The organism is Streptomyces syringium (assembly GCF_017876625.1).
GTDB classification, from domain to species: domain Bacteria; phylum Actinomycetota; class Actinomycetes; order Streptomycetales; family Streptomycetaceae; genus Streptomyces; species Streptomyces syringius.
Genome location: NZ_JAGIOH010000001.1, coordinates 6,179,116 through 6,195,338, shown reverse-complemented (window position 1 = coordinate 6,195,338; position 16,223 = coordinate 6,179,116). Strand labels below are relative to the sequence as shown.

The 16,223-nt window shown below is 71.0% G+C and carries 14 protein-coding genes and 1 pseudogene; 11 read left to right on the top strand and 4 right to left on the bottom strand.

The window, feature by feature from the left end:
* Positions 1 to 47: 47 nt before the first annotated feature.
* From JO379_RS27380 to pssA, 6 genes are all read left to right on the top strand, one after another.
* Entirely contained in the window at positions 48 to 2,060 is a 2,013-nt protein-coding gene (locus JO379_RS27380; protein WP_209517409.1) for an ethylmalonyl-CoA mutase, read from the top strand.
* Positions 2,057 to 3,034, top strand: coding sequence for an HpcH/HpaI aldolase/citrate lyase family protein (locus tag JO379_RS27375; protein ID WP_130881504.1), 978 nt, complete (start codon positions 2,057 to 2,059; stop codon positions 3,032 to 3,034). Before JO379_RS27380 ends, JO379_RS27375 begins: the two co-directional genes overlap by 4 nt.
* Positions 3,035 to 3,039: 5 nt before the next feature.
* Positions 3,040 to 3,552: a MaoC family dehydratase gene (locus JO379_RS27370; RefSeq protein ID WP_130881945.1), complete on the top strand. Its 513-nt coding sequence runs from the start codon at positions 3,040 to 3,042 to the stop codon at positions 3,550 to 3,552.
* A 1-nt stretch (position 3,553) separates the two neighbouring features.
* A complete protein-coding gene (locus JO379_RS27365; protein ID WP_209517406.1) occupies positions 3,554 to 4,759 on the top strand; it encodes an acyl-CoA dehydrogenase family protein in 1,206 nt (401 codons plus the stop codon).
* Between the two features lie 169 nt (positions 4,760 to 4,928).
* Positions 4,929 to 5,576 (top strand): phosphatidylserine decarboxylase, encoded by a 648-nt coding sequence (locus JO379_RS27360; RefSeq protein WP_130881506.1) that lies wholly within the window; start codon positions 4,929 to 4,931, stop codon positions 5,574 to 5,576.
* Positions 5,563 to 6,414 carry a CDP-diacylglycerol--serine O-phosphatidyltransferase gene (gene pssA / locus JO379_RS27355; RefSeq protein WP_130881507.1) on the top strand — a complete coding sequence of 284 codons (852 nt, stop codon included), beginning with the start codon at positions 5,563 to 5,565 and terminating at the stop codon, positions 6,412 to 6,414. Before JO379_RS27360 ends, pssA begins: the two co-directional genes overlap by 14 nt.
* 445 nt (positions 6,415 to 6,859) lie before the next feature.
* Here pssA and JO379_RS27350 read toward each other — a convergent pair whose 3' ends face one another.
* Positions 6,860 to 7,981 (bottom strand): glycerate kinase family protein, encoded by a 1,122-nt coding sequence (locus JO379_RS27350; RefSeq protein ID WP_242626464.1) that lies wholly within the window; start codon positions 7,979 to 7,981, stop codon positions 6,860 to 6,862.
* A 282-nt stretch (positions 7,982 to 8,263) separates the two neighbouring features.
* Between JO379_RS27350 and JO379_RS27345 the strand changes: the two genes are divergently transcribed.
* On the top strand, positions 8,264 to 10,009 hold the full coding sequence (locus JO379_RS27345) for a BCCT family transporter (protein WP_130881508.1): 1,746 nt from the start codon (positions 8,264 to 8,266) through the stop codon (positions 10,007 to 10,009).
* A 6-nt stretch (positions 10,010 to 10,015) separates the two neighbouring features.
* Here JO379_RS27345 and JO379_RS27340 read toward each other — a convergent pair whose 3' ends face one another.
* On the bottom strand, positions 10,016 to 10,522 hold the full coding sequence (locus JO379_RS27340; RefSeq protein ID WP_209517404.1) for a methylated-DNA--[protein]-cysteine S-methyltransferase: 507 nt from the start codon (positions 10,520 to 10,522) through the stop codon (positions 10,016 to 10,018).
* A 53-nt stretch (positions 10,523 to 10,575) separates the two neighbouring features.
* Positions 10,576 to 12,048 carry an AlkA N-terminal domain-containing protein gene (locus tag JO379_RS27335; RefSeq protein ID WP_130881510.1) on the bottom strand — a complete coding sequence of 491 codons (1,473 nt, stop codon included), beginning with the start codon at positions 12,046 to 12,048 and terminating at the stop codon, positions 10,576 to 10,578.
* A 144-nt stretch (positions 12,049 to 12,192) separates the two neighbouring features.
* On the opposite strand from JO379_RS27335, the gene JO379_RS27330 reads away from it, so the two are divergent.
* Both JO379_RS27330 and JO379_RS27325 read left to right on the top strand, forming a co-directional pair.
* Complete coding sequence (locus JO379_RS27330; protein ID WP_207304074.1) at positions 12,193 to 12,417, top strand: helix-turn-helix domain-containing protein; 225 nt, start codon at positions 12,193 to 12,195, stop codon at positions 12,415 to 12,417.
* A 2-nt stretch (positions 12,418 to 12,419) separates the two neighbouring features.
* Positions 12,420 to 13,019: a Clp protease N-terminal domain-containing protein gene (locus tag JO379_RS27325; RefSeq protein ID WP_209517402.1), complete on the top strand. Its 600-nt coding sequence runs from the start codon at positions 12,420 to 12,422 to the stop codon at positions 13,017 to 13,019.
* Positions 13,020 to 13,159: 140 nt separating this feature from the next.
* Here the strand turns inward: JO379_RS27325 and JO379_RS27320 are convergent, their stop codons facing one another.
* A complete protein-coding gene (locus tag JO379_RS27320; RefSeq protein ID WP_130881512.1) occupies positions 13,160 to 13,882 on the bottom strand; it encodes a helix-turn-helix domain-containing protein in 723 nt (240 codons plus the stop codon).
* A 68-nt stretch (positions 13,883 to 13,950) separates the two neighbouring features.
* Between JO379_RS27320 and JO379_RS27315 the strand changes: the two genes are divergently transcribed.
* Entirely contained in the window at positions 13,951 to 14,604 is a 654-nt protein-coding gene (locus tag JO379_RS27315) for a flavin reductase family protein (RefSeq protein WP_209517400.1), read from the top strand.
* Positions 14,605 to 14,778: 174 nt separating this feature from the next.
* Positions 14,779 to 16,119 (top strand): annotated as a pseudogene (locus tag JO379_RS27310) (transposase).
* The last annotated feature ends 104 nt before the right edge of the window (positions 16,120 to 16,223 follow it).

Sequence of the window (16,223 nt, the reverse complement as noted above, 5' to 3'; positions counted from 1 at the left end):
CGCACAGCCGAATCCGCGCCGTCCGATCATCGAAAGCCGAACACCACATGACTGAGCGTCAGAAGGATCGTCCGTGGCTGATGCGGACCTACGCCGGGCACTCCACGGCCGAGGCGTCCAATCAGCTCTACCGACGCAACCTCGCCAAGGGCCAGACCGGTCTGTCGGTCGCGTTCGACCTCCCGACGCAGACCGGTTACGACCCCGACCACATCCTCGCCCGCGGTGAGGTCGGGCGGGTCGGGGTGCCGGTCTCCCACCTCGGGGACATGCGGCGGCTGTTCCAGGACATCCCGCTGGAGCAGATGAACACCTCCATGACCATCAACGCCACGGCCATGTGGCTGCTGGCGATGTACCAGGTGGTCGCGGAGGAGCAGGGCGCCGACATCACCAAGCTCTCCGGGACGACGCAGAACGACATCGTCAAGGAGTACCTCTCGCGCGGGACGCACGTCTTCCCGCCGGGTCCGAGCCTCCGGCTGACCACGGACATGATCACCTACACGGTGAACCACATCCCCAAGTGGAACCCGATCAACATCTGCAGCTACCACCTGCAGGAGGCCGGGGCCACACCGGTCCAGGAGATCTCGTACGCGATGTCCACGGCGATCGCCGTGCTCGACGCGGTGTTCGCCTCCGGCCAGGTCCCCGAGGAGCGCAAGGGCGATGTCGTCGCCCGGATCTCGTTCTTCGTCAACGCCGGGGTCCGGTTCGTCGAGGAGATGTGCAAGATGCGCGCCTTCGGCCGCATCTGGGATCAGATCACCCGGGAGCGGTACGGCATCGAGAACCCCAAGCAGCGCCGCTTCCGCTACGGCGTCCAGGTCAACTCCCTGGGGCTGACCGAGGCGCAGCCGGAGAACAACGTCCAGCGCATCGTCCTGGAGATGCTGGCCGTCACCCTCTCCAAGGACGCCCGCGCCCGGGCCGTCCAGCTGCCCGCCTGGAACGAGGCGCTGGGCCTGCCGCGCCCCTGGGACCAGCAGTGGTCCCTGCGCATCCAGCAGGTCCTCGCGCACGAGAGCGATCTGCTGGAGTACGAGGACATCTTCGCCGGGTCGCACGTCGTCGAGGCCAAGGTGGCGGCGCTGGTCACCGAGTGCCTGGCGGAAATGGCGCGGATCGAGGAGATGGGCGGCGCAATGGCGGCCGTCGAGTCCGGCTATCTGAAGTCCCGGCTGGTCTCCTCGCACGCCGAGCGGCGGGCCCGGATCGAGGCCGGCGAGGAGAAGATCGTCGGGGTCAACTGCTACGAGTCCACCGAGCCCAACCCGCTCACCGCCGACCTCGACGCCGCGATCATGACGGTCGACCCGGCGAACGAGGCGCGCGTGGTCGCGGGCCTGCACTCCTGGCGCGACAACCGCGACGAGGGCCGGGCGCAGGAGTCGCTGTCGGCGCTGAAGAAGGCGGCGGCGGGCTCGGAGAACCTGATGACGGCCACGCTGGAGTGCGTACGCGCCGGTGTGACGACCGGGGAGTGGTCCTGGGCCCTGCGGGACGTCTTCGGCGAGTTCCGGGCCCCTACGGGCGTCAGCAGCGCCCCGGTGGCGGTCACCGCCGAGGCCGGCACCCCGCTCGCCGCGGTCCGCGAGAAGGTCGCCCGGACCGCCGACGAGCTGGGCAGCGGCAAGCTGCGCCTGCTGGTGGGCAAGCCGGGCCTGGACGGGCACTCCAACGGCGCCGAGCAGATCGCCGTACGGGCGCGTGACGCCGGCTTCGAGGTGGTCTACCAGGGCATCCGGCTCACTCCGGAGCAGATCGTCTCGGCGGCCGTCGCCGAGGACGTGCACTGCGTGGGCCTGTCGATCCTCTCCGGCTCGCACGCCGAGCTGGTGCCGGACGTCCTGGCCCGGCTGCGGGCCACCGGCGCCGACGACATGCCCGTGATCGTCGGTGGCATCATCCCCTCGGCCGACGCCACCGCCCTGCGGGCGGCCGGTGTCGCGGCCGTCTTCACACCCAAGGACTTCGGAATCACGGAGATCATCGGCCGTATCGTCGACGAGATCCGGAAAGCGAACAAGCTCGACCCTCTGGAGGTCTCCGCATGACTGGTATTGCCGCCGGCCCCGTCAACCGCCTGCGTCCGCGCCGCTCCTGCCTCGCCGTCCCCGGCAGCAACCCGCGCTTCCTGGAGAAGGCCCAGGGCCTGCCCGCCGACCAGGTCTTCCTGGACCTGGAGGACGCCTGCGCCCCACTGGCCAAGGAGGGCGCCCGGCACACGATCGTCGACGCGCTCAACAACGGCGACTGGACGGGCAAGACCAGGGTCGTCCGGGTCAACGACTGGACCACGCACTGGACGTACCGGGACGTCATCACCGTCGTCGAGGGGGCCGGGCCGAACCTCGACTGCATCATGCTGCCGAAGGTGCAGGACGCCCAGCAGATCGTCTCCCTCGACCTGCTGCTGACGCAGATCGAGAAGACCATGGGCTTCGAGGTCGGCCGCATCGGCATCGAGGCGCAGATCGAGAACGCCAAGGGCCTGGTGAACGTCGACGACATCGCCGCCGCCTCGCCGCGCCTGGAGACCATCGTCTTCGGCCCGGCCGACTTCATGGCCTCCATCAACATGAAGTCCCTGGTCGTCGGCGAGCAGCCGCCCGGCTACTCCGCGGACGCCTACCACTACATCCTCATGCGGATCCTGATGGCGGCCCGCGCCAACGACCTCCAGGCGATCGACGGCCCGTACCTGCAGATCCGCAACGAGGACGGCTACCGCGAGGTCGCCGGGCGCGCGGCGGCGCTGGGCTTCGACGGCAAGTGGGTGCTCCACCCGGGCCAGGTCGAGCTGGCCAACGAGGTCTTCTCCCCCTCGCAGGAGGACTACGACCACGCCGAGCTGATCCTCGACGCGTACGACTACTGCACGTCCGAGGCCGGCGGCAAGAAGGGCTCGGCGATGCTCGGTGACGAGATGATCGACGAGGCCAGCCGGAAGATGGCGCTCGTCGTCGCGGGCAAGGGCCGCGCGGCCGGCATGACCCGTCACTCCAAGTTCGAGATCCCGGAGGCGTGAGCACCATGCAGTTCGGCCGCACCTTCGAGGAGTTCACCGTCGGCGATGTGTACAAGCACTGGCCCGGCAAGACGGTCACCGAATACGACGACCACCTTTTCTGTCTGCTCACGATGAATCATCACCCGCTGCACATGGATGCCAACTACGCGGAGAAGACGACCGATTTCGGCCGGAACGTCGTGGTGGGCAATTACATCTATTCGCTGCTGCTGGGCATGTCCGTCCCCGATGTCTCGGGCAAGGCCATCGCCAATCTGGAGGTCGAGTCGCTGAAGCACATCGCGCCGACCTTCCACGGCGACACGATCTACGGCGAGACGACCGTGCTGGACAAGACGCCGTCGAAGTCCAAGAGCGACCGCGGGATCGTCCACGTCGAGACCAAGGGCTACAAGCAGGACGGCACCGTCGTCTGCGTCTTCCGGCGCAAGGTGATGGTCCCCACCGCCACGTACATCAAGGAGCGCGGCGGGGAACAGCCCGGCCGCCCCGAGCCGATCGTCCGGGAGAAGTGAGATGGGCCGCCTCGCGCACACCGACGGGCTGACGGACATCCAGCGGGAAATCCTCGCCACCGTCCATGAATTCGTCGACAAAGAGATCATCCCGGTCGCGACCGAGCTGGAGCACCGGGACGAATACCCGACCCGCATAGTCGAGGGCCTCAAGGAACTCGGGCTGTTCGGCCTGATGATCCCGGAGGAGTACGGCGGCCTCGGTGAGTCCCTTCTCACATACGCCCTGTGCGTCGAGGAGATCGCCCGCGGCTGGATGAGCGTGTCCGGGATCATCAATACGCACTTCATCGTCGCGTACATGCTCAAGCAGCACGGCACTCAGGAGCAGCGGGAGTACTTCCTGCCGCGGATGGCCACGGGCGATGTCCGGGGCGCCTTCTCGATGTCGGAACCGGGCCTCGGCTCGGATGTGTCCGCAATCACATCCAAGGGTGTCCGCGACGGGGACGAGTACGTCCTGAACGGCCAGAAGATGTGGCTCACCAACGGCGGCTCCTCGACCCTGGTCGCGGTGCTGTGCCGGACGGACGAGGGCCACCCCGAGGGCACCGCCCCGCACAAGTCGATGACCACCTTCCTGATCGAGAAGGAGCCGGGATTCGGCCAGGTCAAGCCGGGGCTGACCATCCCCGGCAAGATCGACAAAATGGGCTACAAGGGCGTCGACACCACCGAGCTGATCATGGACGGACTGCGCGTTCCGGCCGATCGGGTGCTCGGCGGGGCCACCGGCCGGGGCTTCTACCAGATGATGGACGGCGTCGAGGTGGGGCGGGTGAACGTCGCGGCGCGTGGTTGCGGCGTCGCTCAGCGCGCGTTCGAGCTGGGTGTGTCCTACGCGCAGCAACGTCACACTTTCGGAAAACCGATCGCCCAACATCAGGCCATTCAATTCAAACTGGCCGAAATGGGGACAAAGGTCGAAGCGGCGCATGCGATGATGGTGAATGCGGCCCGGAAGAAGGACTCGGGTCAGCGCAACGACCTCGAAGCAGGAATGGCCAAGTACCTGGCCTCCGAGTACTGCAAGGAGGTAGTCGAAGACGCCTTCCGTATCCACGGCGGCTACGGCTTCTCCAAGGAGTACGAGATCGAGCGCCTCTACCGTGAGGCTCCGATGCTGCTGATCGGTGAAGGTACCGCCGAGATCCAGAAAATGATCATCGGCCGCCGACTACTCGAGGAGTACCGAATCCAGGGATAAATGTCCGGTTAGGGGTGTTTTGTTAGAGAAGAAGATCACACCCTGTCATCGGCGTTCGGCCACGGACTGGCCCTGGCGCTTGCCCAGTTGCCGCCCGCAACCGATACCATCCCCGGAAAGCCGCCGTCCCCCAATCGTTACGCGGCACCCTCCGCCACGAAGGTCATCCATGCCCCACAGCTCTTCCTCTGCACCACGCGGCCGCGTCCGCCTTGCGCGCGGAGCATCGCCGTGGCTCCTCCCGACCGTCGCCACCGCGGCGGTCAGCCTCACCCGCGCCCGGCGCTCCGGTCGCTGGGCGGCGCTGGCCGTGCCCACCACCGCGCTCGCGGCGGGCATGCTGTGGTTCTTCCGCGACCCCGAGCGCGAGATCACGCGCGGGCGAGTCATCTCCCCTGCCGACGGCGTGGTGCAGAGCATCATGCCGTGGAAGGACGGGCGCACCCGCGTCGCGATCTTCATGAGCCCGCTGAACGTCCACGTCAACCGCGCGCCGCTGGCCGGCACGGTGACGTCCGTGGAGCACATCCCCGGCGGGTTCATCCCGGCGTTCAACAAGGAGAGCGAGAACAACGAGCGCGTTGTCTGGCACTTCGACACCGAGCTCGGTGACATCGAGATGGTGCAGATCGCCGGCGCCGTCGCCCGTCGCATCGTTCCTTACGTGCCCCAGGACACGAAGGTGGAGCAGGGCGAACGGATCGGCCTGATCCGGTTCGGCTCGCGCGTCGACATCTACCTCCCGGAGGGTGTCGAGGTCGCGGTCGAGGTCGGCCAGGCCACCACGGCAGGGGTGACACGCCTTGACCGTGATTGATCCGGAGACACAGACCTCCTGGGTGCCCGAGGTGGAGGCCGACGACGACACGGACGACATGCCGCTGTCGACCCGGCTCTCAATAGCGGACACCCTCACGCTGGGTAACGCGATCTGTGGCTTCATGGCGGTGTACTTCACCACCACCGGCGTCCTCATCCCGCATCTGACGGGCAACGAGGACGGCGGCATGGCCCGCCACAGCGCGGCCACCGCGGTGATACTGATGCTCCTCGCATCGGTCTTCGACCTGTTCGACGGGCTCGTGGCGCGCAAGCTCCGCAGCTCGGCGATGGGCGCGGAGCTGGACAACCTCTCCGACCTGATCAGCTTCGGGCTGGCGCCCGCGTACTTCGTGGTCGTGTGGGGCATGGTCGCCGACGACGCGCACCAGCGGGTCTCGGCGGTGGCGGCGATCGTGGTGCTGCTCGCGGTCGTCCTGCGACTGGCGCGCTTCTCGTGCGTCCAGCTGCGGGACGGGATCTTCCAGGGGATGCCGAGCCCCTTCGGGGCGCTGACGGTGGTCTCGATCGTGCTCCTGGAGCTGCCCTTCATCCCGACGCTGCTGGCGATCGTGGGTGTGGCGTGGCTGATGGTGAGCCGGGTCGAGTACCCCAAGCCGCGGGGCCGCCTGGCGGTGGCGATGCTCAGCTGGATCATGCTCAGCATGGGCCTGCTGGCCGCGTGGGCCTTCGACGCCCCCGGCGGCGAGCTGCTCCTGCAGACCGGCTGTGCCCTCCAGGTCGTCCTCGGCGCGGTCATCCCGCTCTTCGCGACGGCCCGCCGGGTGAACACCTTCCGCGACAACCGCCGCGAGGCGCGAGCGGCTGCGCGGTAGGCGCGGTAGCGCTGTAGTAACCGAACAACGGCGTGGGCCCGGGCGATACGATCGCCCGGGCCCACGCCATTTGTCGTAGGAATTATGGCCCCCCTGGCCAGGGGCGGGGCGGATGCCGCCGCGGCCGCGGGGCGCGGGCCCCGCGCGGACGGGCGGCACTGCCCTGGCCGGGCAACTGATTCCCGCCGCGACGGCGAGCGACCACGCCCCTCGTGCCCGGCGGTGCCGAAACCGCTCCGCCCGTGGCGGTACCGGACCGTGACCGCGTGAGGCAGCGGACTGCCCAGGCCGGGCAACCCATCCCTGCCGCGACGGCGAACAACCACAGCCGCCGTGCCCGGCGGTGCCGAACCTGCCCGGCCCCTGGCGGTACCGGACCGTGACCGCGTGAGGCAGCGGACTGCCCTGGCCGGGCAACCCCATCCCACCGCGGCAGCGGAACCCGTTACGACAGGAAGTCGCGAGCGATCCGTTCCGCCGTGCGTTCCAGCAGGGACGCCGCCTCCGTCATGCAGCGGGTGGGGTCGGGGTCCAGGTCGGTCAGGGCGTAGGCGCGGCGGATGCCTGCGCGGCCCAGGGATTCCGGGGGGAGGGCCAGGCGGCCGCAGACCGCGATGACCTCCAGGCCCCGGGCGCGGGCCGCCGTCGCCACGCCCGCCGGGGCCTTGCCGTGCAGGGTCTGCTCGTCCAGGGAGCCCTCCCCCGTGATCACCAGGTCCGCCCGGTCCAGCGCCGCCTCGAAGCCCAGGACCTCCAGCATCACCTCGATGCCCGGCCGGAAGCGCGCGCCGAGGCCGACGAGCGCCCCGTAGCCGAGGCCGCCCGCGGCCCCCGCGCCCGGGGCGCGCGCGTACTCGGCCGCCTGGGGGCCGACGGCCTGCTCCAGGATCCACGCGTAGTGCGCGAGGGCCGTCTCCAGCTCCGCGACGTCACCCTCGTCGGCACCCTTCTGCGGCGCGTAGACCGCCGCGGCACCGGTCGGCCCCGTCAGCGGGTTGTCGACGTCGCTCGCGAGGGTGACGACGGTCTGTGCAAGGCGCGGGTCCAGCCCGGAGAAGTCCGCGGTCACCAGCCCGGCCAGCGGCCCGCCGCCCGGGGTGAGCGGCTGCCCGTCCGCGGCGAGGAAGCGCGCGCCGAGCGCCGCGAGCATCCCGGCTCCGCCATCCGTGGTGGCGCTGCCGCCGACGCCGAGGACGATGCGCCGGGCGCCCGCGTCCAGCGCGGCCCGCAGCAGCTCGCCGGTGCCGTACGTGGTGGCCGTGAGCGGGGCCCGGACGCCTTCCGGGAGGTGCCGCAGGCCCGAGGCCTCGGCCATCTCCACCACGGCCGTCTCGCCGCGCAGCGCGTACGAGGCGTCGACCGGCGCCCCCAGCGGCCCGCTGACGTGCTTCTGGCGGCGCTCGAAGCCCGCCGCGAGGGCCGCCTCGACCGTGCCGTCCCCGCCGTCGGCGACCGGGAGCGCCTCGACGGTCAGTCCGGGCACCGCGCGCCGCAGTCCGGCCGTGACGTGCTCGGCGACCTGTACGGCCGTGAGCGAGCCCTTGAACTTGTCCGCGGCGATCAGCACCCGCGGAAGCGCACCCGCGGGCACGGGGCCCGGCGCCGTTGCGGCGTCCGTGTCCGCCGGCCGTCCCACCGAGGCGGTCATCGTCGGTCCCGGCCGGTCGTTCCCGTCCGTGCCGGTCGTCCTCGCAGCGTCTGCCACCTTGCATCCCCTGTTCTCCGGGCCTGCTCGCGCACAGGCAGTCGCGCCGCAGCGACCCTACCCGGCGGCATATGGCGTTGCCCATGCCCTCGGGCGGCGTGCCAGGCCGCCCAATTGGGACTGTCCCGGCCATAGTGGGGCGTCATGAGCACCGACGCATCCGAGTCGCCCGGCGGACCCCCGCCGTCCGGCCCGTCCGAGCCGCCCCGGGACCGGTCACAGGACGGCCCACCGCAGGACGGTCCCCCCGACCTCGCCGTCGTCGCCATCGGGGGCGCCGCGGTCCTGGCGGTGGTCGGCTGGGCGGCGCTCGGCAAGCACTCGTTCGACAGCGTGTCGTCGTCCGCCCTGCGCTGGGTGCTGTCGAACTTCGCCTGGCTGTTCGTGATCGCGGCCGATGTCTTCCTCGTGCTGTGCGTGGTCATCGCCGCGAGCCGGTTCGGCCGGATCCGGCTGGGCAAGGACGACGACCGGCCCGAATTCGGCAGCCTCGCCTGGATCGCGATGATGTTCAGCGCCGGCATGGGCATCGGCCTGATGTTCTACGGGGTCGGCGAGCCGCTCCAGCACTTCGTCTCCCCGCCGCCCGGCAGCGGTGTCCCCGCCGGGACCCCCGCCGCGGCCCGGACGGCGCTGGAATACTCGTTCTTCCACTGGACCCTGCACCCGTGGGCGATCTACGGAATGGCCGGCCTCGCCCTCGCCTACGCCGGCTTCCGCAAGGGCCGCGGCAACCGGCTCAGCTCGGCGTTCGTGCCGCTGCTCGGGCAGCGGCGGGCGGACGGCTGGCCGGGCCGGGCCATCGATCTGCTGGCCGTCTTCGCGACGGTGTTCGGGACGGCGACGAGCCTCGGCCTGGGCGCGCTCCAGGTGTCGAAGGGCCTGAACATCACGACCGGCGTCGAGGACTCCACCACCCTGGAGCTGATCATCATCGCGGGGCTGTCGGGCGCCTTCGTCCTGTCCGCCTTCTCCGGGCTGCACAAGGGCGTGAAGTGGCTGAGCACGATCAACATCATGCTCGCCGCGTGTCTGATGCTCTTCGTCTTCCTCCTCGGGCCCACGGTCAACATCCTCAACACCATCCCCGCGGCCACCGGCAGCTATCTGCACGACCTGCTGGTGCTGGCGACGCGCACGGGGGCGTTCACGGACTCGAAGTGGCTCGGCGCATGGACGATCTTCTACTGGGCGTGGTGGCTGTCGTGGGCCCCCTTCGTGGGCACGTTCATCGCCCGTATCTCGCGCGGCCGGACGATCCGCGAGTTCCTCGTCGGCGTCCTGCTCGTGCCCAGCGGTGCGACGGTGGTGTGGTTCTGCGTCATGGGCGGCAGCGCGCTGCGCCTGGACATGACCGGCGCGGCGGACATGGCGGGGACGGTCGCGGACGGCGCGGAGGCGTCGATGTTCGCGCTGCTGGACACCCTGCCGCTGGCCACGCTCGTGTCGTGGGTGGCGATGCTGCTGGTGATGACGTACTTCATCACCAGCGCGGACTCCGCGTCGCTGGTGATGGGCTCGCTCTCCAGCCGGGGCGCGCTGCACCCGCGCACCTGGCTCGTGGTGACCTGGGGGGTGCTCATGGCGGCGGTCGCCGCCGTGCTGCTGGTGGCCGGCGGGCTCGGCTCCCTGCAGTCGGCGACGATCCTGGTCGCGCTGCCGTTCGTGCTGGTGATGCTGGCGCTGTGCTGGTCGCTGCTGACGGAGCTGCGCACGGACCCGGGCGCGGGTCCCGCCCGCCATCACGCGGCGCACGGGCTGCGGGACGCGATGCGCACGATGATCGGCGAGGCGATCACCGAGCGGGGCCCGAACCGGCACCCCCGGCTGCGCCGGGTCGCGGAGAGCGTCCGCGGCCGCGACGACACCGAGGACGGCCCCCGGACCTGAGCCGCCTCAGAACAGCTCGTCCTGCACGGACGGTTGGGCCGCGCCGCGCTCGAAGTCCAGCAGCCGGCGCTTGCGGTTCAGGCCGCCGCCGTAGCCGGTGAGGCTGCCGTTCGCACCGATCACGCGGTGGCAGGGGACGATGATGCTGATGGGGTTCTTGCCGTTCGCGAGCCCGACCGCGCGGGAGGCGCCCGGTGCCCCGATGAGCTCCGCGAGTTCACCGTAGGAGAGCGTCTCGCCGAAGGCGATCTGCTGGAGACCGTCCCAGACGCGGCGTTGGAACGGGGTGCCGTCCTGGTGCAGCGGGAGGTCGAAGGTGGTGGCCGCGCCGGTGAAGTAGGCCTCCAGCTGGCGCTCCACCTCGGGGAAGGGCGTGCCGTCCCGCTCTCCGAAGGTCTCCACGGGCGGCTGGTGCCGGTGGTCGGTCATGTAGACACCCGACAGGAGGCCGTCGGTCGCGACGAGGGTGAGCGGGCCGTAGGGGCTGTCGATGACGGTGTGGACGCGAGTCATGGGAGCGTTCTCCGTTCGGGGTGGCGGATGGACAAGGGCGCGCCCTCGGCCGGTCAGGCCGCGGGCATACGGGCCGCCGCGTGGTCGTCGGCCGACCACAGGTACTGGACGGCGTACGCGCGCCAGGGCCGCCACGCGGCGGCGTGCCGGGTGAGCGCCCCGGGCGTGGCGGGCAGGCCCGCGGTGGCCGCGGCGCGCCGGACGCCGAGGTCCGTGGGGATGAAGGCGTCGGGGTCGCCGAGCGCCCGCATCGCGATGATCTCCGCCGTCCAGGGGCCGATGCCGGGCAGCGCGGTGAGGTGGGCGCGGGCCCGTTCCCAGTCGCTGCCGACGCCGAGGGCGAGCTCGCCGCTCGCGAGGGCCTCGGCGACGCGGACGACGGTGGCGCGGCGCCCGGTGGGCATGGCGAGGGCGGCGGGGTCCAGGCCGGCCAGCGCCTCGGCGGTGGGGAAGAGGTGGGTGAGGCCACCGTGCGGGGTGGCCAGCGGTTCGCCGTGCGCGAGGACGAGCCGGGCGGCGAGGGTGCGGGCGGCGGCGGTCGACACCTGCTGGCCGAGCACGGCCCGTACGGCGAACTCCTCGGCGTCCACCGTGCGGGGCACCCGCCGCCCCGGCGCCTTGTCGACCAGGGGGCCGAGCAGCGGATCGGTGCGCAGCAGCGAGTCGACGGCCTCCGGGTCGGCGTCCAGATCGAGGAGCCGGCGGCAGCGGCTGATGGCGCCCGCCAGGTCGCGCTGGTCGGAGAGGGCGAGCCGGCAGTCGATGTGGTCGGGGCGCGGGCGCAGCGCGACCGTGCCGTGCCCGTAGGGCAGCCGCAGGGTGCGGTGGTAGGCGCCGTCGCGCCACTCCTCGACGCCGGGTACGGCCGTCGCGGCGAGGTGGCCGAAGAGGTTGTCGGGGTTCAGGGGTGCCCGGAAGGGCAGACGGAGCGTCAGGACGCCGGGCGTGGCGGGCCGGGTCCCCCGGGCGGCGCGGGCGCGCAGCTCGGTGGGAGCGAGGGCGAAGACCTCCCGGACGGTCTCGTTGAAGGCCCTGATGGAGGCGAATCCGGCGGCGAAGGCGACGTCGGCCATGGGAAGTTCGCTGGTCTCGATGAGGATCCGCGCGGTCTGGGCGCGTTGGGCGCGGGCGAGGGCGAGGGGGCCCGCGCCCAGCTCGGCGAGCAGCTGCCGTTCGATCTGGCGGGTGCTGTAGCCGAGGCGGGCGGCGAGCCCGGGGACGCCCTCGCGGTCGACCGTGCCGTCACCGATGAGCCGCATGGCGCGGGCGACGACGTCGGCGCGTTCGTTCCAGCGCGGTGAGCCGGGGCTGGCGTCGGGCGCGCAGCGCTTGCAGGCCCGGAAGCCGGCCTGCTGGGCGGCGGCCGCACTCGGGTAGAAGGACATGTTCCGGTCCTTCGGCGGTACGGCGGGGCAGCTCGGCCGGCAGTAGATCCGGGTGGTGAGAACGGCGGTGTAGAACCATCCGTCGAAGCGGGCGTCCTTGGACCGCACGGCCCGTACGCAACGGTCGAAGTCGGTGTGCATGCGTCAAGGATCGCCCGTCCGGGGCCGCCTTGGCTCGCGGAAATCCGACATGGACGCCGGGCCGACCTCGGGGGCCGTCATTCACCACCCCTCCATTTGTCAACGGTGGTTGACGTCCGGCGCTTGTCACCCTAGGTTGACACCATGGCCGGAACGGATGCGAAGGACGCGGTCGGCACCACCGAGGCCGCCATGAACGGTGATCCCCACGTGGGACTGCGCGCCGTCGCCGCGCTGCGGCGACTGGTCGAGCGCCTGGAGGCGCTCCAGGTCGACAGCGCGCGGCGGCAGGGCTGGTCCTGGGAGGAGATCGGGGCCGCGCTGGGTGTGAGCAGGCAGGCAGTGCACAAGAAACACGCCAGGAGGTAGCCATGTTCGAACAGTTCACCAAAGAGGCCCGCTTCGCGGTGATCCAGGCGCAGGAGGAGGCGCGCGACCTGGCCCACACGTGGATCGGCAGCGAGCACCTGCTGGTCGCCGTGGCCGCCCAGGAGGGGGCGCCCGGGGCCGCCACGCTGGCGCGGCTCGGTATCACGCCCGCCGCCTGCCGTGCGGCCCTCACACCGGCGGGCCCGCTGGATGCCGGTGACGCGGAGGCGCTGCGCGCGCTCGGCATCGACCTCGACGCGGTGCGGGCCCGTGCCGAGGAGAGGTTCGGGCCGGGCGCGCTGGGGCCGGGACCAGAAGAGCCCGCGCCGTCCCGGCGGCGGGGGTTGCCGTTCGGCCGCCACCGGGGCGGTGCGAAGGGGCCCCGGAGCCATATCCCGTTCACCCCGCGCGCCAAGAAGGCGCTGGAGCGTTCGCTGCGCGAGGCGCTGGCCCGCAAGGACAACCGCATCGGCCTCGAACATGTACTGCTGGGCGTCCTCCACCCGGAGGACGCCGTGACGGCCGGACTCCTGCGCAGGCTCGGCACCGACCCGGCGACCGTGCGGGCCGGGCTCGTGGCCGATCTGGACCGGGCGGCGTAGGCGCGGGTGGCGCGTTCGGTGCCGGGTACGTGGGTGCGCCGGTGACCGGTCGGCCCCTAGGAGCGTGTCTCAGTAACACAGAAGGGTGCGGCGCGGTGAGGCGCGGGTAGCGGCAGCGTCTGACCGGGCGGGATCGATGATCAGCTGACGGGAGTGCCCGTCTCGTCGGACAGGCCGAGGTGGTCCTGAAGCGTACGCCGGCCGATCTCGGTGAGAGCGACGGCGCGGCCGGTGCCGATCCGAGTGATCCAGCCGGAGTCGAAGGCGTGGCGGCACAGGGCGGCACCGACGGCACCGGCCAAGTGGGGGCGGCGTTCGGTCCAGTCCAGGCACGCGCGGACGGGCGGACGCCGTGTGGCGGGCGGTAGCGCGATGCCGAGACCGGCCAGCCAGGCGATCCCGTTGCCGGTGAGCGTCAGCCCCTGCTCCCAGTCCAGCAGCCCCCGGTCGGTCATCGCCTCGGTGATCGCGACCCCGAGGGCGCCCGCGAGGTGGTCGTAGCACGTGCGGGCGCGGGCCAGCGCCCGGCTCCGGTTGACGGCGGGCAGTGAACGGGGCGGATTGACGCGACGAGGCGCCATGGAGGCAAGGGTCTCGATCAGTTGGGCCGTCTCGGGATCGGCGAGGCGCACGTAGCGATGGCGACCCTGACGCTCCTGGGCGAGCAGTCCTCCGCCGACCAGGAGGTTCAGGTGCTCGGTGGCCGTCGAGGCGGCCACCCCGGCATGGCGCGCCAACTCGGTCGCGGTCCATGCCCGGCCGTCCAGGAGGGCCAGGCAGAAGCTTGCGCGGGTGCCGTCCGCCAGGAGTCCGGCCAGAGCGGCGAGGTCCGGGCCCTCCAGGTGCGCGTCATGGTTTCTCATCGCCGTCCATCATCCACCAGCGATCCTTCGGTGAGGGCCGAAGTGTCCTCACCCTACGGTCGACTCCCATGGACACCGCTACACGCAGCACCACGCCCGGCAACACGTCGGCCGCCCATGTGACCATCGAACCGAGCATCCTGTACTTCGGCACGCCGGTCGTACTGCTCTCGACAGAGAACGAGAACGGCTCCTTCAACCTCGCGCCGATGTCCTCGGCCTGGGCACTCGGCCACGTCATCGTCCTCGGTCTGGGCCCCGGGGGACAGACCGCGCACAATCTCCGCAGCCGACCCGATCTCGTGGTGAACCTCCCTGAGCCTGCCCAGTGGCCGGCGGTGGAGCGGCTGGCGCCGCTGACCGGACGCACCCCGGTACCCGTGGACAAGCGCGACACCTTCCGCTTCGAGCCGGACAAGTTCGCCGCAGCCGGCCTGCGACCTGAACCCTCCGAGCTGGTCCGGCCGCCCAGGGCCGCCGAATGTCCTATCCAGCTGGAGGCACGCGCAGCCCGGGTCCAACCCGACGCCTCCGGGGCGTTCCTCATCGTCGAAGCCCACGTGCTCAAGGTCCACGCCGATCCGCGTATCGTCGTCCCCGGCTCCCAGCACGTCGACCCGGCCACGTGGAGCCCGCTGATCTACAACTTCCGTCACTACTACGGACTGGGCCCTGAACTCGGCCACAGCTTCCGCTCCCAGACACCCCGGCAAGCCCCCTGACCGATCTCGAAGCCGGTAAACGTAGGGGCAAGGGGACTGAAGTAGGGCCGCAACCGGCAACCCGCCTCCATTGTGTGATTATTCATGCGAAATAGTCCCGGTATGCGTGATGGGGAGGGCCTGTTCGAGGCCGAGCCGGTCGAGAAGAAGCGGCCACAGGCGCGTGCGGCGGCGGTGGACAAGCGGTTCAGGGCGTTCGACCCGCACCAGGTCCTGCTGCTACCGCCGTCGCTGGACGACTGGCTGCCCGAAGACCACCTGGCCCGGTTCGTCGCCGACCTGGTCGACCAGTCTCTCGACCTCTCGCCGATCCTGGCCGGCTACACCGAAAAGCGCGGCTACCCGCCCTACCACCCGCGCCTGATGGTCCGCCTGCTGATCTACGGCTACACCACCGGCGTCCGCTCCTCCCGGGCGATCCAGCGCAAGTGCGTCGACGACGTCGCCTTCCGGTTCCTGGCCGCCGACCAGGCCCCCGACTTCCGCTCGATCGCCCGGTTCCGCCGCCGCCACCTCGACGCCCTCGCCGACCTGTTCCTCCGGTCCCTGCACCTCGCGCAGAAACTCGGCATGGTCACAAGGAGGAACGGATCGAGGCCGAGATCGCCGAGTTGGAGGCCAAGGCAAGGTCCCTGCTGGCCGACGCCGAGGCCACCGATACGGCCGAGGACGAGCACTTCGGCGTCGACGGCAAGGACACCGACCTGCCCGCCGAACTGGACCGCCGCGAGAAGCGCCTCGCCAGGTTGCAGGCCGCCCGCGCTCAGATCGAGGCCGAGGCTGCCGACAAGGCCCGCCGCCATGCCGAGGACAAGGAACGCCGCCGCCAGGCACGTGCAGGCAGCAGCGACGAGCAGGCCGTCACCGACGCCGGCGAGAAGGCCGCCACGACGGCCCGCCCGAAGCCGAAGGCCCAGGCCAACTTCACCGACCCCGACTCGCGGATCATGAAGAACAGCGACGGCGCCTATCCAGGCCTACAACGCCCAAGCCGTCGTCGACGAGCACCATCAGGTGATCACCGCCGCCGACGTGACGACCAACGCCTCCGACGCATTGAACTACACCCCAATGCTCGACCAGTCCCACCAGAACACCGGCATCCACCCCGAACAGGCCCTCGTCGACGCCGGATACTGCTCCGAGACCAACCTCGAAGCCGTCAGGGGTCGCCGAGTGACCTGCGGCACCGACACGTTCATGGCCACCGGCCGGCTCGGGCACGACGAGCAGGTCCCGCCCGCACCCCGCGGATGCATCCCCAAGGACGCCACCCTCAAGGAGCGCATGGCCCGCAAGCTGCGGACCGAGCCCGGCCGGAAGGCCTACAGCCGCCGCAAGGCCATCGTCGAACCCGTCTTCGGGCAGATCATGACCTGCCAGAACGGCCGCCGGCTCCTCCTGCGCGGCGCGGACGGCGCCCGAGGAGAGTGGCGTCTTCTGGCCGCCTGCCACAACTTCCGGAAGATCTTCCGACACGTCGGAACCGCCGGACTCGCCGCCGCGATCGCCTGACCGGCCCGGACCACCGGCCCCTCGGGCCGCTTCCCGGACCGGCAAGACCCGGCCACCCCGGCAGCGTGCAGGTCGGGCGACGGCAACCGGCCTCGGCACCACTA